This window comes from Lysinibacillus sp. NPDC086135 (genome assembly GCF_044746345.1).
Lineage (GTDB): Bacteria > Bacillota > Bacilli > Bacillales_A > Planococcaceae > Lysinibacillus.
Genome location: NZ_JBIVCA010000010.1, coordinates 18,146 through 41,203, shown reverse-complemented (window position 1 = coordinate 41,203; position 23,058 = coordinate 18,146). Strand labels below are relative to the sequence as shown.

Sequence of the window (23,058 nt, the reverse complement as noted above, 5' to 3'; positions counted from 1 at the left end):
TTCTTCTATTGAAATTAGATCAATTTACGAGTAATGATGTTTTTGTTAGTAATCGTCTTTTCGAGTCTAATTCTTGGCTAAATTTGATAACCTAAGTATTCATAGCAACTAACTTATAATATTAATTTGATATCTATGACAGTATATTGATATGTATTTAAAATTTAATTAGCTTAGATAACTTCCCTTCTCAACAATATCGAGTGCATAATCAAGCACATGTATCTTTGGTATATCATCTTTCGCACACATTGCCAATAATTTTAAAGATTCTTCTGGTTGATTGATAGATAGTTTACTGATCACTAAAAGTAATGCAGACTCAACAGACTCATCTTTCTTTATATGTACTCTCTTCACGTTATTCATCTTAATAACTCATTCCCCTTCCTATTATATACTAATAATTATTGGAAATTTTCCTATAAATTACAAGCGAAAAGTTAGTAATTGTTATAATTTTACGTCTGACGTATCATTCATTATAGACAATGATACAACAATTCAAAAGTTAATGAAATGATATTCTTTATTTTTCTACATGTTTCGACAATATTTCTTACCATTTAATAGAAATGATTAATTAGTGTTAATTTTGTATTTTAATATTTAAATTTATTTTGAAATATCACTAGATAATTGACTAGTTTCGCATTATTATATAAGTAGAACACAAATTAAATAATAAAATACATAAATATATTGACATTACATTTACCTATGATATTATTTAATTAAATACATAAAAAGGAGAATGATGTTATTGAAAAACTATGAAACAATTAATGAAGAGGTATTTGAAATGACTAAGACTAAGGAGGATAATTTTAGTAACAGTGAGATTATGTATTACTTGGAAGAAATGATTAGCATGAATATGGAGAAAGATTATGAATTAGAAGCTTATCAGGATATTAAGCGGTACGGGAAAGTTAAAAAAAGTGCTTTTAAGAAGATTAAGCGCAACATGTTTAAATTATATAATGAGAAGATTTAATAAGAATACATATGAAGTATAAAATGGAATTGCTATGAATTAATACAGCGTTGATATGAACGTTGTGACACTTACTATTAGAAGATATTAAAGTCTTTTTAAATCAATTGGAATTAATTAAATAATGCATAAATGGTATGAAGTCGAGTTTTAAAATTAATATAACAAATACATAAAAATATAAATTGAATAAGGAGAAGCTACATAATGAATGTAAATCTATGGTTTGCAAGAGATAATCATGGTGAGATTACAACAATTTTAAATTCAAATAATGAAAATACATATACATGTCCTATTTGTAATAGTGAAGTAATTCCAAAAGCATTAGAGTCAAAACAAATTACTCCCCACTTCGCACATATTGATAGAAATAAATGTTCAAATGAATCGATGCTGCATTTTTGGTTTAAGCACAAGTTTATCGAACAAGGTGATACTTTTACAATTACTGCAGATGAAAAACATACATATACTTGTAATGATTTTAAAACAGAAGTTACCTATCAACTAGATTCAGGTACATATAGACCAGACATAGTTGTTGAAACAGAATGTGGGAATGAAGTTATGTTCGAAATGGCTAATACTAATAAAAAGAAAGTTCAAGACTACATTGATCGTTGGATCGAGTTAGATAAGATTGTTGTTGAAGTGGATATCCCCTCTTTAACTAATGAAACAAAGATTAAAGAATTTAAAGCTTTGTATTATAAAGGTAAATGCTTCAATTTCAATAAACGTGATGGTGGTTATTACAATGTTATTGGTAAGTTGAAAGAAGAAATGATGTCTAATAGTGAATACGACATTGAAATAGCTCGTAAACTTAATTGGTTTTGGGATGAGATTTGTAAATACGAAAATAATGAAATTATCAGCTTAGATGAAATGTATTTATTCTTAGAAACGATGAACCAAAAAGAATTTGTGATAATCAAACAAGCATTAAACAAAAGGAAAAGTAATGAAATAATTAAAGGCTATGTAGACAAGTTGAATAAAAAGTTAAAAGAAGAACAAAGAAAAAAAGTCAAATATATAGAAGATAGCTTTTTAAATGCTGACTACATAAACAATTTATTAAAAAGTAGTGGCATTGAGTACACTGTTTCATCTGTAGAATTTAACATTAATAAATTTTACATTCATTATCATAACAACGATGGAATGACTCATATATTAGATTTTAAGTTATATAGATTCGATGGTGTAGATATAGAGGAAAGATTAAATAGCATACATAATCGAATGGCATATAAGGAATTAGAGAAAGGATTAAAGCAGTCTATTGAAGAATTAAACAATGACTACAAAGAAGTATCATTTAAATTAGACTTCGATAGGATTGGCTTTAGTGTTACAGTTAAGCACCTCTTTAATCGATTGGATGAACTATTCTATTTCAATTACTATAATTACAATGAAATGTATATCAATAGAGAAACTTTTACTGATAAAAATGGATTTAAAAATGAACTGCTTGATAAATCATTTAAAGGGTCTAGAGAAAAAGAATGTAAATCTTGCAATAAAACATTTAAATTACCTCCAAACGAATATTTCTTTTATGTCGGCAACAGATTAGAAGTACCTAAACGTTGTAAGTCTTGTCGCCAAAAACGCAAGTCTGGAGGAATTAAATGAGTAAAATTAAAATGTATTCATTATTAAAAATTAAGATTAGCCAAATCATCAAAGCTAACTTCAATCTAGTAATAGAAGAAGAAAGTAATTTTTTAGTACGATTACCTAACTCCCCTCTTTTTGACCAATTAAAGATAGTTAGAAGTAAAGACACTGATAAAATAAGTGAGTTAATTTTTGTTGAAGCAAAACGTAATAAAAAACAGGAGCAATCATTAATTAAAATACTAAATGAAGGGTTTACATATAACGGAGTTAAATTTGTTAGATTCGGAAAAAGTCCTTCTCAAGGTAAAGATGGAATTACTACATTCATAAAAAGTAGTTATTTTAAAGAAATGACAGAGCGAAGTCAATTAGGATTAGAAATCAATAAATGTGTAATTTCAAAATATGAAAGTTATCGATCATTGATATTTAGTTCATGTACATTAGTTGAGAATATCGTTGATAAGAAAAATAAATTACCGTATATTGTTATCGTTGGCGAGTATGAAAAGACACTACTTGATCAGAATGTTAGGTACGCTGAACAAAAGGTTGTTGAGTACACAGACAAAACAACAGGTAAAAAGAAAATATCTAAAAACCAAAAGATTATTAAAAATGGAACAACTGATGTATCCTTGTCTCCATTTGACGGTTTTGGAGTTCATACACCTGAAATGAGCACAGTGCTTGCTAAATCAATTTCGAATAGTTGTAAGTCTGTTTTATTTCAAATACGTCTGCCATTCATGAAAGGTATAACAATTGAAATGGACTTTAAACGATACTTAAAGGAAGTACTGAAAACTCATACTATTACTGATGTATTCGGAAAAAAACACAATGTAGATGATATTGATTGTATTTGGAATACATCAATGTGGAAGGGTTATAGCTATTTCAAGGAAGCCTATGGAGATAACGCTTGGAATACATATTTGGAAAGATTAGATAAATATAATTATAAATTAGGAATCAGTAAATATAGTCATCATACTGATGATTTGCAATTATACTCAAGAATGAACTTCCAGTACTTACAATGCTTAGATTTAAGTAATCCTAAATACATAGAAAAATACAAAAATAATGATTTTAAGTATGACATTTTTGACGAGAATAATAACGGAAAGATAATTAATTTAGCTAAATATACTACTGATCTAATTGAAAAAATAGTAAATGGAGATAAACTCTATACACTTAAGTTTTTAGGTATACATAATACAAAAGACACTAATGAAATACAAAGTAATTATGAGAAAGCAATTTTAATCAATGATACAATGTTAGAGGATATTAGTGTAAAAAAAATGATTAAACGCAGATTAGAAAAGTCTATTAATATGATGAAATTCGGAAAAATTTACGTAGAAGGATTTTATCATACTGTAGTTGGAGATATTATTGGTTATCTTGAATATTGTGCAGGAAAAGATCCAATTGGTTGTTTAGAGGAAGGACAATTTTATGCTAAAACATTACCATTAGGAAAAGTAACTTCAATGAGAAGCCCACTAGTTGATTCTTCAGAAGTAAATGTCGTTGACTTAGTAAATAACGATGAAACTAATGAGTGGTTATCTCATTTTGATAATCAGGATATTGTAATGATTAATATGTATGATTTAACTATGCAACAACAAGGCGGAATGGATATGGATGGGGATTCGGTATTGCTCACTAATAATGAGATAATTATATCTTCTAGGATTAACCTGCCTATTGTGGTTGATATGGAGGATAAAAAAGGAGCTGAGCCAGTTGAGTACAACAAGAAAAACATCACTAATTATGAATTAAATAGTCGTGATAGTAGAATTGGAGAAATAACAAATATCGCTACCGCCATTCTGAATCAATTCACTGAGAATGAAAAGTGGAAAAAAATTAACGAAGATAATATTGCTCTTTTAAGATTATATCAAGGCAAGGAGATTGATTTTCTTAAAACTGGGTTTAGATGGCATATCACTAAGAATTTAAGAAATTACCTAAAGAAAATGCCACATTTTTTACTTTATAACTACCCTTCCAAGTTGAGTGTTTATAATAAATTAAAAAAACTAAATAAAGAGTTGAGTCAGAATGACAAAGTTGAATATAATGCATTCAACTCCCCTTCTCCAATGAACGAATTAAGTGATTATATTTGTCAATGGGAACGTAAGAAATTAAAAATCAACAATACAGTTAAGAATAGTAGCGAGTTATTAGTTGATAGCTCCCTAGTTTTGGATAATAAGAAGTTAATTCGTGAAGTCGCTTCCATCTATAATAAATTCACAGAAGAGTTGAGAGATTGTGTTGATGATGAAGATAAGGTCTCTACCTTGTACGAAAAATACAAAATCATAATTAATGAATTGGAAATAAAATACTCTGATATATCTCATGATGAGTTAGTAAATTACTGTATCAAAACAGCTTACCGGTCAATGAGTATAGACAAAACTTTATGTTGGTACTTATTCGGAGAAGAAATGATAGAAAATTTACGTTCTAATTCAGATGAAAGTGAAGAGTGTTCAATTGTAGAGTGTGATTCTAGTGATGAATACGCAAATGAATTTTTAGGAAAATATTATAAATTAGAGTTGGTTGGTGATAAAAGTAATGCTTAATGAATTACTAGAGGATTATCAAGAGTTTAATGAAGATGAGGCATTAGATGAATTCCTTAGACTCTTATGGAATAGTAAATACGGATGTAGAACGTATAAGAAATTTTACACCTTTAACCTTCAACCTTCAGCATTAAATAATAATCAAGAACTTATTGATTTATTTGAACCTTATCAAAAAATTGAGATTAAACATGCAAAAAGTTATTACAAAGATAAACCCTCTTCAATTGATATGATTAGAGTGCATATTAATAACATGTATATGTATTTGACAAATGAAGATGTTTATCTATCTAAAGAGTATTTTAATGCTAAGATACAACCTAAAAAACTATATTATGAGGCAACCCAAAAATTAAAAAACGGCGAAACTATTGATGTAGATGAACTAAAAGATAGAATACATAAGTCACAAATTCAAGCAGAAGAATTCAGGCAACGTGACGTAGATAAGAAAATTAGTATTTCATTTAGAGAGTACAAAAGTATAATCAATAATTACATATTGAGACTGTTCAATAACTATAAGCCTCCACATGAATACGAAAAGTTGTACGGATGGGAAATCACCTCTTATCATAATGCATGGCACGAAGATAATTTCATTGTTAAATACTTCTGTAAAAGCTTAACTGGTTATATGATGAACTATATGAAGAGTTTAAAGCCTAAAATTGAAATAATAAAAAAATGCAATCAGTGCGAAGTATCATATAAGCCGAATAGTAATAGGCAGAAGTATTGTAACGTTTGTTCTGCTGAAACAGAGAGAAAAAGACAATTAATAAAATGGCATAAAAATAAAAACAAATATAAAAAACTACCTAATTAGAGCTTTATTTATCACTGTGGATAACAGCGTAACAATTGTCAATCCAAATATACATAATTATGAACAAGGAATGGTAAATATGGCTAATGCGAAAAGAGATGATTTAAAACTAGAAATTAGACAATTATTAAATGACAACAAAAAGTTTATTACTACTATTAATAGTAAACTAAACAATGATGACTTTAAATTTAATTTAGACCAAGTTGACGTTATGATTGATTCGTTATTAAAGTCTATAATCAAACTCACAGATGAATATGATGAGTTGATGCTTCAAGGTTTTGGTAGCTTTAAGGCAGTGATGAGAGAACAACGTAAAGGTAGAAATCCATCTAATGGCGAAGAAATATTAATCAATGCTAAAAGAATTCCAAAATTTAAAGCAGGCAAGATATTTAATGACACTATTGAACGTAGAAAGTCTAATGTTTAATAAATAAAATACATAAAACAAATTAAAATAGAGAACAGGAGAAATTAAATTATGACTAAAGTGAAAGTAAATACAACAGAATTAGGTAAGGATTTGCAAGGAATTTTAGAAGCAAAAGGAATTACAGTTAAAACTAAAGAAGGTAAAGAAATTGTAGATGAACTTATTGACGCAATTTTCAAACGAGTAAATAACGGTGAAACTGTAAAGTTAGGTGCTTATGCTGACTTAGAACCTAAAGTTCGATCAGCTCGTAAAGGGCGAAATCCTCAAACAGGTGCAGAGATTCAAATTGCTGAGAGTCGTGCCGTTGGATTAAAATCTCATAAGAAGTTGAAAGATTTGTTGAAAGGTTAATTTTTAATACATAGCAAATTAATACAGACGTTTTAAATACAAAATGGAGTTAGTGGTAGAGTTCTCCTCTACCCTTCTCTATTAATTAAATTTTAATTAAATAATTATTAAGGTACGAGTTTAATAAACTTGTGCCTTTTTTAATGTTATTGGAGAAAATAAATGAAATATACAGTAGATAAGTATGGAATTGTGAAATTAATTGGAGAACAGGAGAATACAATTATGGCTAAAGAAAATAAAGGATTCGGATTTAACGGTGAATTAAAATTTGAAGATGGTAAATATATCTTTATTGAAACAGTTAAAGGTGTAGAATATCCGTATAACTTATCAGATAAATTGGGCGAGTACTTAAATACCCATATTTCATTGACGGTTAAATTAGACACTGCTATTGAACCAATTGAAGATTAAGGAGTGATTGAATGACTTCTTATGATTTAAAACGTAAAGAAAATGAGAGTTTCAAAGATTATCACATTCGACTATATTCTAATCTAGATAGTTATGAAATTTCATCTGATGAAGCTACCCTACTCTTAAATAAGGAATATGGTTCTAATTATAGTGAATCTAAGTGGCGTAAGGATTTTGGTCAGTATATCAATTGGAAAGATTATATCGAGTCTAAATTAATTGGCGACAATGAATTACCGTCATATAAGCAATCTAATGAAATTAAAGGTGATGGTACTCATTCATCGGACAAGCTTATTCGCATTAGTGAAAGCGATAAGTTAGATAATAAAGCTATCTTAGAAGCTCATGGATTCGACATCAACGAGTTTGATTTAGTCAATGCTAAAAATTCCATCTGGAATCAATCCATTGATAAGACTTTATATTCAAGTAAAATCACAGTCAAACCTAAATCAGTTAAATTCGATATCGAAAATGTGCTTTCACAACTACAAGATAAAGTTAAAAAAGTGGTAATAAATAAGAATGAATTTAAAGGTGAAAATTTATTAGAAATACCTCTAGTAGATATGCATTTTGGAATCAATGATTTAGAGTACTACAAAGAAACTTTAAATGAAATTATAGAGCTAATTGAGTCTAAGAAATGGGATACTATCTATATTCCAATTGGTAATGACTTACTTCACCATGATGACTTTAAAGGACATACTAGCAACGGAACAGCAATAGAAAAAGTAGATATAGAGAACGCTTGGACTGATGCATTTACATTCTATAGTCACATTTATGAAGCCTCATTAAAGAATTCTAACAATGTAGCATCTGATTATGTATGTGGTAATCATGATAAAGTTATGACTTACGGATTAGTTAGAGCATTGGAAGTAAAGTTTCCACAAGTTAAATTTGATACTTCTGTTAGCAACAAGAAGATGTTCACATGGAAAGATGTTGCTATTCTAAGTCTGCACGGTGATAAAGGATCAAATCGAATTAGTAAAACCATTTATAAAGAATACGGTAAGATTATTGCTGATAAGAAAGTTGTTGAGATCCATAGTGGACATCTACACTTCTCTCAATCTAAAGATGATTTCGGTGTAGTATTCAGAACTTTACCTACTAAAGCTAAGACGGACGAATGGCATCGAGAAGAATCGTTTGTTGGTGCAGGTAAATATTTCAGTTTGTTTGAGTATAAATCGGACTTATTGAAAACTATACATAACATTTAGGTGATACATATGAAAAATTTAGTATTTGAAATTAAACTTACTACTTTTGTATTCATACAGCAATTTAAAAATTTATTAAAACGGTTATTTTATTTAAAATAATACATAATTATATTTGTGTTTTAAGTGAACAGTTGGAATGAGGTGAATATATTTGTCTACTATTCAAGATAAAGATAAATATAAAAACTGTTCCATGTGTGGAGAAAATAAACGTCTCACTGACTACTATAAATCGTATAGCCCTATGGATAAAATTGATGAGCGTTTGCGTGTATGTAAGAAATGCTTAAAAGATAATACAAACAATGACAATATTGATAGCGTAAAGAATACTTTGAGACAAGTAGATAAGCCATTTAACGTACATTTATGGGAGTCTGCCTTAACGAAGTCTGATGTTATTGGTGAGTATTTTAAGCTTATCAACGCTAAAGATTATAGGCATGATACATGGGAACAGAGCATATTCGAAAAAGAAGAAAATGATGATGTGGTTATTCAAGAAGATAAATTATCAATTGATAATATGGATGAATTAAAAGAAAAGTACGGATATGGTTATCCAGATGAAGAGTACATATTATTTGAAAAGAAGTTTATTAACCTAAATCCTAGTTTCCAACTCCCTACTACAATGCACGAAGAATACTTACGTGAGTATTGCGTCAATAAGGTTAAGGAAACTATCGCTAAAGCTAAAGGTGAATTCAAAGAAGCTAAAGAATGGGCTGCTATGGCTAAAGAATCTGCTGAAGCAGGTAAATTGAAGCCTAGTCAAATGAGTAAAGCTGATTTGTCTCAAGGGTTAGATGGGTTTGGACAGTTAGCTCGTATGGTAGAAGAGCGTCAAGACATTATACCTCTTCTACCTAAATTTATTCAGCAGCCAAAAGATAAAGTAGATATTACATTATGGCTATATATAAATTATATAAGAGATTTAAAAGGAATGAATGATGCGAAGTACGAAGAGCTATATGAATTCTATGAAGTCAGAAGAAAAGATTATGAGAGTCAAGAGATAGATAACGAAGAGTCAAGTGAGGAAGTCGAAAATGACTAGTCATAATAATTTTCAAAATGATAATTTCAAATACAGCAAAAGTAGCTCACGCTCATTCGATGATCCATCATTTAATTCTCAAGTAAAAGTAAATGATTTAAAAAAGAATTCATTTGAAGATAGTTTTGATAAATGGCTAGAATTCGTACAATGGGCTAGGTGGTTTCCTGATTTATTCTACGATTTAATTAAACCAGAGACAGGCGGAATGAGATTAGACTTAGATCAACGTCTATTCCTTAGATGTATGAGTAGATTCGTAAGTACATACGGAGTATTCCCTCGTGGATTCGGTAAGACAATGTTGGAGCTAATGTCGATATATCACACTTGTATATTCTTCCCAGATATCACAATCGCAATGTCTGCTCAGACCAAAGAAAACGCCGCATCAATTAGCGAAGAAAAACACAATGAAATAATGAAATGGTTTCCTTTAATGAAAAACGAGTTAGCTAAAGCACCTAGTTTTACTAAAGATAGTGTAGAGGTTGAGTTTAAATCAGGTGCTACCTATTCTATATTAGCAAATTCACAAACTAGCAAAGGTCAACGAAGACGCAGATTGAACGTGGAAGAAAGTGCTTTGTTGGACAATTTTTTATTTAAGGACGCTCTTGAGCCAGTCGTAAATGTACCTAGAAGAACTATCGGGAAGTTAGCTACAATAAATCCTTACGAACTAAACGGTATGATCAACTACCTCACAACTTCAGGATATAGAGGCTCTGATGAGTTTAATAGAATACTAAATATGCTAGATGAAATGGCTGATTTAAAAGGAAAAATTGTATTAGGTGCTAGTTGGGAACTACCGTGTCATTATGGACGTGGCGAGACTAGAAATCAGTTATTAGCAAAGAAAAATGACCCTACAACATCTGCTACAGCTTTTGCAATGAACTATGAAAGTCGTTGGGTCGGTGCTACAGACGGGGCTTTAGTTAATATAACAAAATTATTAAACCTCAGAACTATACCTAAACCTGAGTTAGAATGTCCTAAAGATAAACGTGGAAATCTCGAAATCAATGAATACATACTAGGAGTCGATGTCGCTCGCTCATCTGCGCAAAGCAACAATAAAACGGCAATTGTTGTACTTAAAATAATTAGAAATCCTAAGGGTCTAATACGTCAAATTCAACTAGTAAATATTATCGAACCTCCCAATGGATTGAATTTTAAAGAACAAAGTATAATAGTTAAACGCTTATTCTATAAGTATGGCGGTAACCAAGATTTATCTAAATCTAGAGTAAAAGCAATTGTTGTTGATGGAAATGTTATTGGTAAAGGATTAATAGATAGGCTATTAGAGGATGTCACTGATACTGACACCAATGAAGAATTGGGATGTTTTGATACAATAAATACAGACCAAAAACCCGATCATGAAAAGGCTGTTAAAATTATTTATGATTTAACGGCAACTGGTATTAATGATGAAATTATTCGTACATTCATTGACTATGTTGAAACCGAAAAATTAAAGTTACTGAAAATTAATGATGAAATTAAGAAAACATCAGTTCATGGTGACGATAGTTTAGTTGAAGAGGAAAGAGCTAGACTACACACTCAATATTTAATTGACGAGGTTTCGAATCTAAAGTTAAAGAAAACAAAGAACTCCATAACAGTAGAACAAGTTCAAAAGAAAATTGATAAAGATAGGTACTCTGCGTTAGCTTATGCATTGTATTATATCTTTTTATTTTTGGAAAAAGAAGCTGAAGAACCTAATACATATGAAGATGATGACGAAATTGTATACTACTAAAATTATACAATCCCCCTACCATATCGAATAGGAGGTGAAAAATTGCAAGACCCTACTTCGAACGACATGCAGTTTCAAATGAATAGTTATAAGGATTATGTAATGGACTATGCTTCAGAATACATTGGTGGTTTATTCAAAGAAGGTATTATTAAAGAAGTTGAAGCAGAAAAACTAAAAAAGATGTTTTCTAGTCCTGACCAGTTTCAAGAAGAATTAGCAAGTATAGCAGAGTATTTCTATATAAGTAACGGAGAAGTTCGACAACTATTTGAATTGGTTGAAGTCTTACCTCAACTAAATCACCGTATTGACTCATTTGATAAAAGAGCGAGTGCTGATAAGCATTTAAAAGTAATTAGTAAAGCATTACATAGAGTCAAACATAAAACTCTAACTCGTGATTTAATGAAGCAAAATGCGACTGTAGGTAACGTTATTGGCATTTGGTTAGGTGATAAATCATCCCCTTACCCTTTTGTATTCGACAATATGAAATACGTATTTCCAATTGGTCGTAACTATAAAGGCGAATGGTTATGCGTAGTTGATTTGTCTTGGTTTGATATGATGTCTGATTTAGAACGTAAATTATATTTTACAAACCTTTCTCCATTTGTTACAGATAATGATTATGAGAATTACAGAAAGAATAGCAAGGATCATCAATATAAAGAGTTACCATATGAAAGGACATTCTGTCTACGTACAGGAACTACTAAGCGTAATCAAGCTATAGGAACAAATTGGGCTACATCTGGATTACTTGATGTTTTACACAAAAAGAAATTAAAAGATGTGGAACAATCCGTTGCTAATAAAATCATTAATGCTGTTGCAGTATTAACTATTGGTAGTGATAAAAATCCAGAAAAGTCAAATGATAAAATCCCTAAGCCTATAAAGCAAAAAATCCATCTAGGAGTTAAATCTGCTTTAGAAAAAAATCATAATGGTGGAGTTTCTGTGGTTACTATTCCAGAAACAGCTAAATTAGAGTTCCCTAAATTAGATACCGATGGTTTAGATGGTAATAAATTCGACCAAATAAACTCAGACATTAAAACTTCCTATGGTATGAGTGGAGCTATGACGAATGGTGAAGGCGCAAACTTTGCTACTGCAAAACTAAACTTAGAAATTTTCTACAAGCGACTAGGGGTTATGTTGGAGAGTATTGAATCTGAGGTATATCAAAGATTATTCAATTTGATTTTACCTGATAAAGAAAGTGACAATTATTATATTGTATATGACAAAGAAATGCCTCTCACACTTAAAGAAAAGATTGACTATTTATCAAAACTTAATGATAAGGGTTGGTCAAGTAAGCACTTTATTGAAGCTATAGGCATGGATTTTGATGTATTTTTACAACAAACTCTACACGAGACAGATGATTTACTGCTACAAGAAAAGCTTAAAACATATAACACTAGTCATACTCAAACATCCAATTCTGATAATAACGGTCGCCACACTACTGATGACAATTCTATCGAGAATGAAAATACCCAGAAAAGCAAAGCTTCTGATGGAAACTCTTCAAAGTAACAAAATACATATTATCTCTTAAAATAAAAGGTGGTGATATATTATTAATAAAAAAGGACAATTTAATCTTCAACTAAACAGTCTTTATTTCGATAAGGATGAACCAACAAAATTAAGATGTAGCTTTATTATTTTAGATTTTGGTGTATCAGGAAGTAATGTTGTTGTATCAGAAGAAGTTGCTTTAGATGCATCTAAAACATTGTTAAATATGCCTATTGTAACTAAATTTAATGGAACTGATTTTGGAACTCATGAGTATACAGAGTCAGTTGTTAACGGTAAAAAAGTTATTGATCGTGATACTGTTCCGATTGGAGTATTTACAAGTGAAGGTTATGTTGATGATGTAGTTATTGAAGGAGAAAATAAGCGTGTATTAATTGCGGATGGCTTACTTTGGTACACAAGATTTACAGATGCTTGCGATTTACTTTTAAGTTGGAATGACAATGGAATGAAAATCAATATGAGCTGTGAGTATCGTTATAAAAACCATCAAGAAATTGATGGAATTACCTATCATCTCGCTCCCCTACTGTTTGAGGGGCATTGCATATTAGGCTCTAACATTAGACCTGCGTATGAATCTGCAACTTTTGTTGATACTTCACAATTTAATTTATTAGTAGCACAAGCAATGAGTCAAGAAAATAAGGAGGATAATATTTTGACAGAAGAAGAAAAATTACAGAATGAAGAGCAAGAAACACAAACTCAACTAAATGAATTGTCACATGATGAGATTCGTAATCAAATTCGAGAACAAGTTAAGTCGACTATTTCAGCAAATGAATGGGCATGGGTAAACAGTGTTTATGAAACTTACGCAATTGTCGAAATCGAAACAGATGCAGGTTGGGATAATTATCGTTTTGACTACTCGATTGAGAATGACAGTGTGACAGTTAATTTAGAATCCAAGGTTGAAGTTAAAGAAAAGCGTGAATGGGTTGTAGTCACTAATGAATTACAAGAGGAGCTAAACAAAGTTAGATCTCAAAAAGATCAATTAGCTAGCAAGTTTAGTGAGGCTACTGACACTATTATATCTTTAAACTCTACAATTGATCAGTTAAAACCTTATCAAGAACAAATGCTAAACTCTCTACGTGAAGCAAAAGTAACTGAACAAAAAGAAGTATATGAAGTTAAATTTAATGCAGTAAATGCCTCAGATACCTTCAAATCAGATGAAGTTCAAAATTTAATTATGAATTCAATTGAAGATACAGATGAAGGTAAAGACGCACTACTACAATTAAATAAAATTTTATTTGACTCGATTAAAGTTGAAGAAGTAAAGATTCAAACAAATGCTATTGCAGGTATTGCCTCTAAGCGTGAGTTTAACAATGTAGTAAAGCAAGATGATTTTAATTCAAAATACAAATATTAAAAAATACATAATTAAGAAAAGAGGAAATTTAGTTTATGACAACAAAAGCATTTAAAGCATTGACTGAAAAAGATTTACACACAGTTGGTAATGTTACATCTTCACACGACTATCTACAAGATATCCCTCATGGAGCTATCATGACTGAAGATGTAGATAATTTCACATTAGTTGAATTAGGATTCAATGCTGATGGAGAACGTACTGCTACTCCCCTATCAGATAAAACTAAAAAAGGTTATTTAGTAGCTTCTCCTGAGCGTCGCTATTTAGGTGAAAGCTTAGGCGAGTTCTATAACGGTAAAGGTGAACGTGGTCGTATCCTGATTCAAAAAGAAGGAATTCGATTTGATGCTTCCAACTTTGACGCTAAAGCTGTTAAAGATATTAAAGCAGGTCAGGTAGCTCATTTTGACATAGATACTAAGGAATTTGTAATTTCGGATGGTACTCACGCCGATTTTGAAACAGCAGGAAATAAATATACAGTTGTTTTAAGTGAGAACGATATCCAATATACACTTGGACAACCTACTGTACGTTTTGAAGTTCAATAAATTTAAATAACAAAATACATAACATAAATATGAAATGAGGAATTTTTACATATGTGGAAGACTGAAGAATTAGAGAACTTATTCACGTTAGTTTTAAACGAAAAAACAACAACTAATCAAGATGAAGTAGATTTAAAACGCTACATTAACGAAGTATTTGGTAATGGTATCCCTTCACAACATGAATTACATCAATTTAATAACTTAGTAGTTAGGAAAGCTGAAGAAATTGCTCGTCCTAAAGCTACTGAAATTTTATCATTACTTGCTGACTATGAGAATGCAGGTCAAGTTGCAGTTTATAAATATACTATTCCTAAAGAACATAAAATTAAAGCTGTATGGTCTGCAAATGGTTCTTCTGTTGATCATGTTCGAGTTGAAGGAGATGAGACCCGCATTGCTTCTCCTGCTACATTACAAACTGGTGTTTATTATGAAGTGAAGTCATTAGTTCAAGATGATGTTGAATACTTCCGTAAACTAGTGAACAATGTTGCAGATGCTAAAATTCAATTATATTGGAATACAATTTCTAAATTATTCAATGCGTATGTTGCAGATGGTACAATTCCTACTAAAAATGTAATTTCTACAGCTAACATTGATATCGTTGATTACAATAAATTAGCTTCAACATTACAACGTTACGGTGGACGTCCTGTCTTTATCGCTGACACAATGCTAATTGACAAAATTGCGTTCCAACAAGCAACTAACGCAACATTCCAAAATTTATTAACAGATAACGTTAAATCTGAATTACTAAATAACTTGAATGTAGCAACTATTGGACGTACTAGTGCGGTATCTCTAGTAAACCCATTTGTCGCAGGTTCTAAAAACACTAAAACAGAATTACCTGTTAATGAAGGTTATATGTTTGCAGGAGCAGTTGGTATGAAACCGTTCAAGGTTATTGAGTTTGGTGGATTAGAACAATATACTACATTCGATTCTAAATTTAAACGTGTGGAAATCAACCTTAACCAAGAAGTTGCAATTGAATTTGTTCAAGGTGATGCCGTTGGTTATGTTAAAGATACTGCATTAACACTTTAATGAGTAGGGTTTATTCCCTACTCTTCTTTTTTATTTAATTAAATATTATTTTTGGAAACTAGGAGGAAATTAAAATATGAATGAAACAGTACGATTAAAGCGTGAGCATTATGGTGATTTCATTGTCAATTATCATAATGGATTAAAGAACCTTCGTTATGTGTGGCGTGGAGCAGAAAAAGGTAAAGTAATGTCTCAAGAAGTACCTTATGAGTTGTATGACTGGCTGCTTTATAATACAACTACGATTCGTGATGGTGAATTACAAATCGCAGAAACAGAACCTAATCTAGAAGAGATCAAGAATCAGATTCCAGAAGTAGAAGAATACGAAGCAAACTCTCACTCAAAAGAGGAAGTAATTAAATTGCTAAAAGGTAATATTAATAAAATGAAATCAGAGTTAAATAAAGTTGTATCTCAGTCTGAAAAAAGATTTATCAAAGCTGTTGCTGATGAGTTAAATGAAAACGAAGATGATGGATTGACTAAAGGTAAAAATGATTTCATTAATGAGTGGGTTCGTTTAAAGTCTGATGAAGAATAAGAGGTGGTCAAATGCTCTCATACGATAACATTTGGGAATCCTTCCTTGAAAACTATGAAGTAGAAGATGTTGACCTCCCCCATCCAGATAGAATACCTTCCGTTATTCAAAATGCTCTAAGACTATTTAATAATAGAATGCGTACCAAAGCCATATGTAATAATGCTTCTGAAATGGTAGAAGGCTTATCTGGCGAAGATGATTTAATTTTACTTGCACACTATATAAAGTTAGTACAACTTATCAATTCAAAAGTTTTCTATGAAAAATTATATAATCCATTTGCAGCAGATGTAGGAGTTAGAAACTTTAAAACTCAATTAGATTCTTTGAATAACTCAGTTAAGGAGCAAGAAAAACTAATAGACGAAATCATTTTCAATGCAATGGAGGATTTTATATGAATTATAAAAACATAAAAGTTGACATTGATAATGATTTCTTTATAGATGGTCTAGAACCGGTGCATTTATATTTAAATTTTCTCAAAAGAAAAAATAACTGTACTCTACATCTAATTGAAAGCTACATAGGAAAGTCTTTAGATTCTGATGAAAAATTATTAGAAATTAAGAACAACATTTTAGACGTAAGTGGAAATCTTGGGAGATTACCTTATCAATTAGTGATTGTGGGTGATGAAGTTGAGAGACTTTAGTAATTATCACCAAATCGATGTAGCTAAGAAAATAGAACATGATTCCCTCTTTCTCCTTAATCGTTCATTAAACGGTTACTCATCTTATGATGTGAAAATTAACTATGATAAATTAGCTAAAGTATTGATGAGTCAGAAATGGGATGCTGATGGTGAGGCTATGAAAGTAATTGGTCATATTGCAGATATTGAACGTGGTAATTTGATTGAGTATAACGATGAGTATTGGCTTGTAGTAACTAAACCAGAAGATAATAGAATTTATAGGAAAGCAGAGATAAGACTCTGTAGTGCAACGTTCCCTGTAAAATTAGAAGACAAGGAAGTCATTATAGGTTATGACAAGCTTAATAGACCTATTTATGAAACTATTCCAGGAGAAGTCATAAGCTTACCTTGTGTAGTTAAAATGAATGATGCTTCTACGGCAATAGCAGATGCGAATGAACCAGTGAACTTATTAGCCAATCAGGTAATGGTAACTATCCCTTATACTGAAGCGCCTTCTATTGAATTAAACGAGCAATTTGATTTATATAATGAAACTTATCGTATTATTAGGAGCGACCCTTCAGGTTCAATTAATAAAGTTGGTATTTTAAGAATTACTGGTGAGCGTGAAGGACGAAATAAATCTAGTGAGGAGGTTTATGAATGAAGTTAAAAGAATCACTAGAGAAACTATTTATTAAATTATCAAAGGACGAAGAGTTACTTAGACTTCTTCATTATGTTCCGAAAAATGCATTAGATGACCCTTTAGATAAATCAAAGAAAGACATATTAAGTATGACTGATAAATTTAAAATAATTGAAAAAGTTTTAATACCATCAGATAAGACATACGATTTAGTTTTAGAATCTAAAATGTGCAGGATTTGCTTCTACACAGGAACTCGTAAACCTCAAACGAGTTACAGTAATGCTTCAAGAAGATTGCAAGACAATCCGTATGCATCTGATCAAGTATATAATTTCGATGTATATGTACATGTAGATATTGACATAATGGACTTCCGTATGACTTGGATTTGCGATAGATTAGACGAATTACTACTCCTCAACAAAGTTACAGATGTTGGGGATTTTATTTTGGCGTTTAGTTCCCCTATTAATAATACACCTAAAGGATTCATCGGTTATAAATTAGCCTATGCAACAACTTCACTTCAAGAATCACCTAAGAGAGTTCACAAATGAAAATTGATTTAGATAATGTATGGGGCAATCCAAAATACTATCGTAATATTCCAGTCCACCCTGTTCAGATGGAGTATATTGAGCAACTTTATGATGCAGTACAATGCCTACTGATTCCTAAGAATACAATTCAAGAACCAATGATTATCAAAATGTCTTATTTGGCATTTGTGATTTTCATTAGCTCAGATGAAAGTAACAAGCACTTCTTCGATAAATTAGTAACGCTTATAAAATTGATTAGTAGAAGTGAAAATATTAGGTTTGATGTTGATGAAAAGAAAAAGTACTCGATTGTGATTAATGATGAAATTGTAATCCGAGAAAAAGACTTCGACAAGATTAAAGTGATTATTGGAGAGCAGAATTTAATCGATGTATCTGATGAAAGTTTAGGTAGTGAATTTGATAAGGCAAAGAGTGAAGCTAGAGCTTTTATGAATAAAAGAAACAAGAAGATGGCTGATTTAGAACAACAGATAATTGCTTATAAATGCGTTTCAAAGTCTTCTTATGAAGATATTAAGAAAATGACTATTTATCAATTTAGAAAAGAATTAGAGCGATACGATTTAATTAAATCTGCTGATATTCTTCAAAATGCTCAATATTCAGGCATGGTTTCATTTAAAGAAGGAACTACAATTCCTCACTGGTTAGATCAAATTGAAACTAAGAATACAGATGATGACTTAGTGTTGACTGAAGAACAACTTAATCAGATTTCTTCAAAAAATGGTTTAATAAGTATTTAAATAACAATATACATAAACGAAAGAAGGAATTTTATAATGACAGAAAAATTATTTGCTTTATCAGTAGCAGATGCCTTATTAATTGACCCACAATCAGATACGTTAGTGGTTAAAGGTAATGCTCTATTAAGTTCTACAATGGAACAAACAATGCAAGAACAAGAAGTTTTCGCAGGTCGTGGATCGCAATTACAATTCACTTATAATTATCAAAAAGTATTATCATTCCAAATCGAGGCTGCTGATTTCTCCCCTACATATCTAGCATTACAAACTGGTTCAAAAATTAAAAATGAAATGTCTAAATATTATATTGAAGAAACTGTTACTTTTGATGATACAGGTAAAGGTACGCTATCTGATAAGCCAATTGGTGGAGTATATGTTGAAATGGCTTCTAATCATAATACAATCAATGCGAATGGTAAATCAATCACTGTACCTACTTTAGCTAATAAAACAGCGAAAGTAGTATATCAATACAATGTATTGGTTGATAAATTAACTATTCCTGCTAACTCATTCCCTAAAGCATACAAGCTAGTGCTTACTTCTGATATTTTCGGCGCAGAAGGCGATAAGGTATTTGAACAGCAAATTATTGCTCCTCGATACAAATTAGACGGAGCCTTATCAATGAACTTAACTCATGATGGTGTATCTCAATTTACTTTAAACGGAAAAACTTTAGCTGACGATGACAACAATTATGCTTATATTACATGGAAACCAGTCGGTAACACAAAAGTAGCAATTTCAATGTTGGCTGTAAATATCGGTGAGACTACTCTTGCCGTAGGCGAAACTGAAACTGTTACTGTTTATGGTATTCGAGGCGGAGAGTATAGCAATATTGTAATGGATAATTCTGCACTTACATTCACATCCGATGATGAGAGCGTTGCTACTTTTGTAGACGGTGTAATTACAGGCGTGGCAGTTGGAGAAACAAATGTTAAAGTTTCAGATGGAACTAATACAGACGTAATTGAAGTTGTTGTAGCTTAATTAATTAAATACATACTTATGAGTAGGGTTAACTTCCCTACTCTTTTTTATTATTTGAGGAGAAAAGGAGAATTTAAATATGAGTCAATTAAAATTAGCTGAAGTAAAGAAGCGAGTACAAGAATTACATAAGAAACAAAAGTTTTATCTTGATAAAGAAAATGATGAATTCATCTATTACTATCCTAAGTTTTCGGAAAAAAAGATTAATGAACTTTTAGATGAATTACTTATAACAATTAAATATTGTCAAGAAAATAAATTAGATAAATTGAATGATGATGATCGAACTTTACAATACCTTCAATTTCTAATTATCAAACATTTCACATCTTTAAAAGAAGAACTAGATAATAAGTCTTTTGATATTCATTTCGAAGCAAAGGAGTCTTTGGAGGAAACTGGATTATATCGTATTTTCTTAGACCACATGTTTGATCCATCAGAGGTGCATGATGTACTAGATAGATTCAACGATATTATTAAATTAGGTGCTGATATTTTAAATGAATTAGAAAAAGAATCAGAAGATAAAAACTTAAAAGTCGTAAACACTATTGGTAAATAGTCATGGTTCAATTTAAAGACTTGAATCAATTGAAACGTTATTTGGAACGCGGAAACATTATTAATACTGTATTTAAAGATAAAGGTATCGAAAATGTATTAGCAAGAACAATGTCACAAGCTGTTTATGATGTTGTATATGGAAGATACATACCAGTTGAGTATAAACGCAGACGCAATAACGGTGGACTTAGTGACGTTCGTAATATGAAAATCACAAAGGTTGAAGTTAATAATGGGAAAGTTCAAGTATTGTTTGAAAATTTAACTTTAGGGCAAGCACACTTCTCTCCTATCTATGAACAACCAGTGGACAGTATGCAAGGTCATTTTATTACTGACATGATTAATGATGGTATTAACGAAGATTGGTATCGTACTGGTAAATGGAGCGAAGCAAGACCATTCATACAGGAGACAATTTCTAGAATTGAAGCTAATCCAAGTTACTTAATTGAGGCTATAAAAAGTTCATACAGGAAAATCGGATTTGAAGTGAGATAACTTCAAATCTTTTTTATTTCATTCTTATGAAAGGAGAATAATGAATGAGTAAAATTAAACCAGTAACAGATGCTGAATGGGAATTAGTTAATGATGAAAATAAAGAGATTGCAGAATCATTTTTAAATCAATTACATCTATCGCCGCATACGTTAAATCAATATAATTCAGCAGTTAAGATATTTTTCCGTTGGGTAAAAGATTTTCAACGAAATAAACCACTACATCAATTAAAGCCTAGAAATGGATTAGAGTATCAGAACTACTTAATTAAATCAGGATTAGCAAATGGATCAGTAAGATTTAAACGATCAGTAGTTTCTTCAATATGCGGATTTGTGGAGAACTTTTATGATGATTTAGATGAGTACAAGCTATTTAGAAATATCTTTAACAAGAAAATTCCTAATGTATCAAATGAAAAAGCTAAAGAAAAGATTCCTCTGACAGTAGAAGAATATGAATTGATTTGTAAAACATTAGAAGAACAAGAGCAATGGCAAATGTTGGCTTTCTTGAAGTTTACATATTCATCTGGCTGTCGTAAAGGCGAAGTTCATCAACTCTTAAAAGAAGTGGTTGACTATAACAGAGTAAAAGATAAAGAAGGAAATGAAAAGAAATATTATCTAACTCACAATGTTCGTACTAAAGGCAAAGGTATCGAAGGATTAGTTAGAAAACTAAAATTCGATGATGAAGCAATGGACGCTATCAAGAAATGGTTAGAAGTACGAGGCGAAGATGATTGTCCTTACGTATTTGTTAATAAAACAAAAGACGGTAAGGTTAGTCAATTGTCTACTGCAACATTTAACTATTGGACATCGAATACTTTTTCTAAAATAATTGGTAGACACATGTTTGTTCACTTAATTCGTAGTACTCGTGCAACACATATTGTTGTTGATGGTAATCAGGACATTAAAACTGCTCAAGATATTTTAGGACACAAAAGTAGCGAAACGACTGAAATTTATGTTGTTCGTGATGAAAGTGATTTGGCAGACGGAGCATTTTAAAATTAAATAGTTGAACTACTCCCCTACTCTTTATAGGGGATTACTTGAGTTATTTAAGTAAAATCAGAATTTTATTTAGTGAAATACATAATTTTGTTTTCTAAATTAACTGTCATGTTAATATTAGAATTTCATGAATTCAAAGATAAACAACAAATATGCATAAACCCTTCATAATTATGGTATCCTTATATTACATATTATTGTATTTTAGGAGGTTTAATTATGAAATTTAACGGACTGTGGATTGTAATATTATGCTTTGCTTTCCTCCTATCAGCTTGTGGAAAAGAAAATGATGAAAAGGTAAGCATTAACAGTGAACCAAAAGTAGACTTATCTACCTACCCTATTGGTGTTCAGGAAGGAAAGATTTCACTTGAGTACTACGCCATCTTAGATGAGACTATGACTGAGTACTTTGATATGGATAAGAGTCTTAAAAATTTGGGAAACTCTGATGTAGAAACCAAGAAAGAATTATATAGAAAATACTTATTGTATCTAAATGGAGTAAATTATAGCACTTCAAATAATGTAGAAAAAGAAATTGATAATTATTTCTCTTCATTCTTGTATAACACTAAACAATGGGCAGAATATAGAATTAAAAACTTAGATACTAAATCTAATTTGGACAGTTCTGTAGCAAGTGATTACTTTACTGATGCAAAAAATGACATGCTGATGGTTATAGACATAATGGGAAAATATAAACTATTCCACGAGAAATAAATAAGTAAATATACGACCTATTCTTAATTGATTAGGTTGTTTAATTTTATTTAATAAAATACATAATTTAAGAAAAACACCAGAAGAGGTTGAGTG

The 23,058-nt window shown here is 30.6% G+C and carries 26 protein-coding genes; 25 read left to right on the top strand and 1 reads right to left on the bottom strand.

From position 1 onward, the window contains the following. Positions 1-168: 168 nt before the first annotated feature. The gene (locus ACIPKN_RS13935) at positions 169-360 is read right to left on the bottom strand and encodes a hypothetical protein (RefSeq protein ID WP_400936951.1); all 192 of its coding nucleotides are present in this window, start codon (positions 358-360) and stop codon (positions 169-171) included. Between the two features lie 403 nt (positions 361-763). On the opposite strand from ACIPKN_RS13935, the gene ACIPKN_RS13930 reads away from it, so the two are divergent. From ACIPKN_RS13930 to ACIPKN_RS13810, 25 genes are all read left to right on the top strand, one after another. Beyond that, positions 764-997, top strand: a complete 234-nt coding sequence (locus ACIPKN_RS13930) for a hypothetical protein (protein WP_400936949.1) — start codon at positions 764-766, stop codon at positions 995-997. Between the two features lie 207 nt (positions 998-1,204). Further along, positions 1,205-2,644, top strand: a complete 1,440-nt coding sequence (locus ACIPKN_RS13925) for a competence protein CoiA family protein (protein ID WP_400936947.1) — start codon at positions 1,205-1,207, stop codon at positions 2,642-2,644. Beyond that, complete coding sequence (locus tag ACIPKN_RS13920) at positions 2,641-5,256, top strand: hypothetical protein (RefSeq protein ID WP_400936946.1); 2,616 nt, start codon at positions 2,641-2,643, stop codon at positions 5,254-5,256. Before ACIPKN_RS13925 ends, ACIPKN_RS13920 begins: the two co-directional genes overlap by 4 nt. Then, positions 5,249-6,091, top strand: a complete 843-nt coding sequence (locus tag ACIPKN_RS13915; protein WP_400936943.1) for a hypothetical protein — start codon at positions 5,249-5,251, stop codon at positions 6,089-6,091. Before ACIPKN_RS13920 ends, ACIPKN_RS13915 begins: the two co-directional genes overlap by 8 nt. A 79-nt stretch (positions 6,092-6,170) precedes the next feature. After that, positions 6,171-6,527: an HU family DNA-binding protein gene (locus ACIPKN_RS13910; RefSeq protein WP_400936941.1), complete on the top strand. Its 357-nt coding sequence runs from the start codon at positions 6,171-6,173 to the stop codon at positions 6,525-6,527. A 51-nt stretch (positions 6,528-6,578) separates the two neighbouring features. Continuing rightward, positions 6,579-6,884 (top strand): HU family DNA-binding protein, encoded by a 306-nt coding sequence (locus tag ACIPKN_RS13905; protein ID WP_400936939.1) that lies wholly within the window; start codon positions 6,579-6,581, stop codon positions 6,882-6,884. A 162-nt stretch (positions 6,885-7,046) separates the two neighbouring features. Then, positions 7,047-7,301, top strand: coding sequence for a YonK family protein (locus tag ACIPKN_RS13900; protein ID WP_400936936.1), 255 nt, complete (start codon positions 7,047-7,049; stop codon positions 7,299-7,301). Between the two features lie 11 nt (positions 7,302-7,312). Further along, positions 7,313-8,545 (top strand): hypothetical protein, encoded by a 1,233-nt coding sequence (locus tag ACIPKN_RS13895; RefSeq protein ID WP_400936934.1) that lies wholly within the window; start codon positions 7,313-7,315, stop codon positions 8,543-8,545. A gap of 154 nt (positions 8,546-8,699) precedes the next feature. Beyond that, a complete protein-coding gene (locus ACIPKN_RS13890; RefSeq protein ID WP_400936931.1) occupies positions 8,700-9,611 on the top strand; it encodes a hypothetical protein in 912 nt (303 codons plus the stop codon). Beyond that, positions 9,604-11,394, top strand: coding sequence for a hypothetical protein (locus ACIPKN_RS13885; protein ID WP_400936929.1), 1,791 nt, complete (start codon positions 9,604-9,606; stop codon positions 11,392-11,394). Before ACIPKN_RS13890 ends, ACIPKN_RS13885 begins: the two co-directional genes overlap by 8 nt. A gap of 66 nt (positions 11,395-11,460) precedes the next feature. Beyond that, entirely contained in the window at positions 11,461-12,948 is a 1,488-nt protein-coding gene (locus ACIPKN_RS13880; protein ID WP_400937419.1) for a hypothetical protein, read from the top strand. 202 nt (positions 12,949-13,150) lie between these two features. Next, positions 13,151-14,347 carry a GumC domain-containing protein gene (locus tag ACIPKN_RS13875; RefSeq protein WP_400936926.1) on the top strand — a complete coding sequence of 399 codons (1,197 nt, stop codon included), beginning with the start codon at positions 13,151-13,153 and terminating at the stop codon, positions 14,345-14,347. 35 nt (positions 14,348-14,382) lie between these two features. Continuing rightward, positions 14,383-14,904, top strand: coding sequence for a hypothetical protein (locus ACIPKN_RS13870; RefSeq protein WP_400936924.1), 522 nt, complete (start codon positions 14,383-14,385; stop codon positions 14,902-14,904). A 51-nt stretch (positions 14,905-14,955) separates the two neighbouring features. Then, positions 14,956-15,966 (top strand): hypothetical protein, encoded by a 1,011-nt coding sequence (locus tag ACIPKN_RS13865; RefSeq protein ID WP_400936921.1) that lies wholly within the window; start codon positions 14,956-14,958, stop codon positions 15,964-15,966. Between the two features lie 76 nt (positions 15,967-16,042). Then, positions 16,043-16,513: a hypothetical protein gene (locus tag ACIPKN_RS13860; RefSeq protein WP_400936918.1), complete on the top strand. Its 471-nt coding sequence runs from the start codon at positions 16,043-16,045 to the stop codon at positions 16,511-16,513. Between the two features lie 11 nt (positions 16,514-16,524). Further along, on the top strand, positions 16,525-16,917 hold the full coding sequence (locus ACIPKN_RS13855; RefSeq protein WP_400936915.1) for a hypothetical protein: 393 nt from the start codon (positions 16,525-16,527) through the stop codon (positions 16,915-16,917). After that, complete coding sequence (locus ACIPKN_RS13850) at positions 16,914-17,171, top strand: hypothetical protein (protein ID WP_400936913.1); 258 nt, start codon at positions 16,914-16,916, stop codon at positions 17,169-17,171. Before ACIPKN_RS13855 ends, ACIPKN_RS13850 begins: the two co-directional genes overlap by 4 nt. Continuing rightward, entirely contained in the window at positions 17,158-17,829 is a 672-nt protein-coding gene (locus ACIPKN_RS13845; protein WP_400936911.1) for a hypothetical protein, read from the top strand. The genes ACIPKN_RS13850 and ACIPKN_RS13845 overlap by 14 nt, the downstream gene beginning before the upstream one ends. Then, on the top strand, positions 17,826-18,371 hold the full coding sequence (locus ACIPKN_RS13840) for a hypothetical protein (RefSeq protein ID WP_400936908.1): 546 nt from the start codon (positions 17,826-17,828) through the stop codon (positions 18,369-18,371). Before ACIPKN_RS13845 ends, ACIPKN_RS13840 begins: the two co-directional genes overlap by 4 nt. Next, positions 18,368-19,126 carry a hypothetical protein gene (locus ACIPKN_RS13835; protein WP_400936905.1) on the top strand — a complete coding sequence of 253 codons (759 nt, stop codon included), beginning with the start codon at positions 18,368-18,370 and terminating at the stop codon, positions 19,124-19,126. Before ACIPKN_RS13840 ends, ACIPKN_RS13835 begins: the two co-directional genes overlap by 4 nt. A gap of 36 nt (positions 19,127-19,162) precedes the next feature. Next, a complete protein-coding gene (locus ACIPKN_RS13830) occupies positions 19,163-20,134 on the top strand; it encodes an Ig-like domain-containing protein (protein WP_400936903.1) in 972 nt (323 codons plus the stop codon). A 79-nt stretch (positions 20,135-20,213) separates the two neighbouring features. Then, entirely contained in the window at positions 20,214-20,702 is a 489-nt protein-coding gene (locus tag ACIPKN_RS13825) for a hypothetical protein (RefSeq protein ID WP_400936901.1), read from the top strand. Positions 20,703-20,704: 2 nt separating this feature from the next. Next, a complete protein-coding gene (locus ACIPKN_RS13820; RefSeq protein WP_400936898.1) occupies positions 20,705-21,205 on the top strand; it encodes a hypothetical protein in 501 nt (166 codons plus the stop codon). A 44-nt stretch (positions 21,206-21,249) separates the two neighbouring features. Next, a complete protein-coding gene (locus ACIPKN_RS13815) occupies positions 21,250-22,227 on the top strand; it encodes a tyrosine-type recombinase/integrase (protein WP_400936895.1) in 978 nt (325 codons plus the stop codon). A 225-nt stretch (positions 22,228-22,452) separates the two neighbouring features. Beyond that, complete coding sequence (locus tag ACIPKN_RS13810) at positions 22,453-22,962, top strand: hypothetical protein (RefSeq protein WP_400936892.1); 510 nt, start codon at positions 22,453-22,455, stop codon at positions 22,960-22,962. The last annotated feature ends 96 nt before the right edge of the window (positions 22,963-23,058 follow it).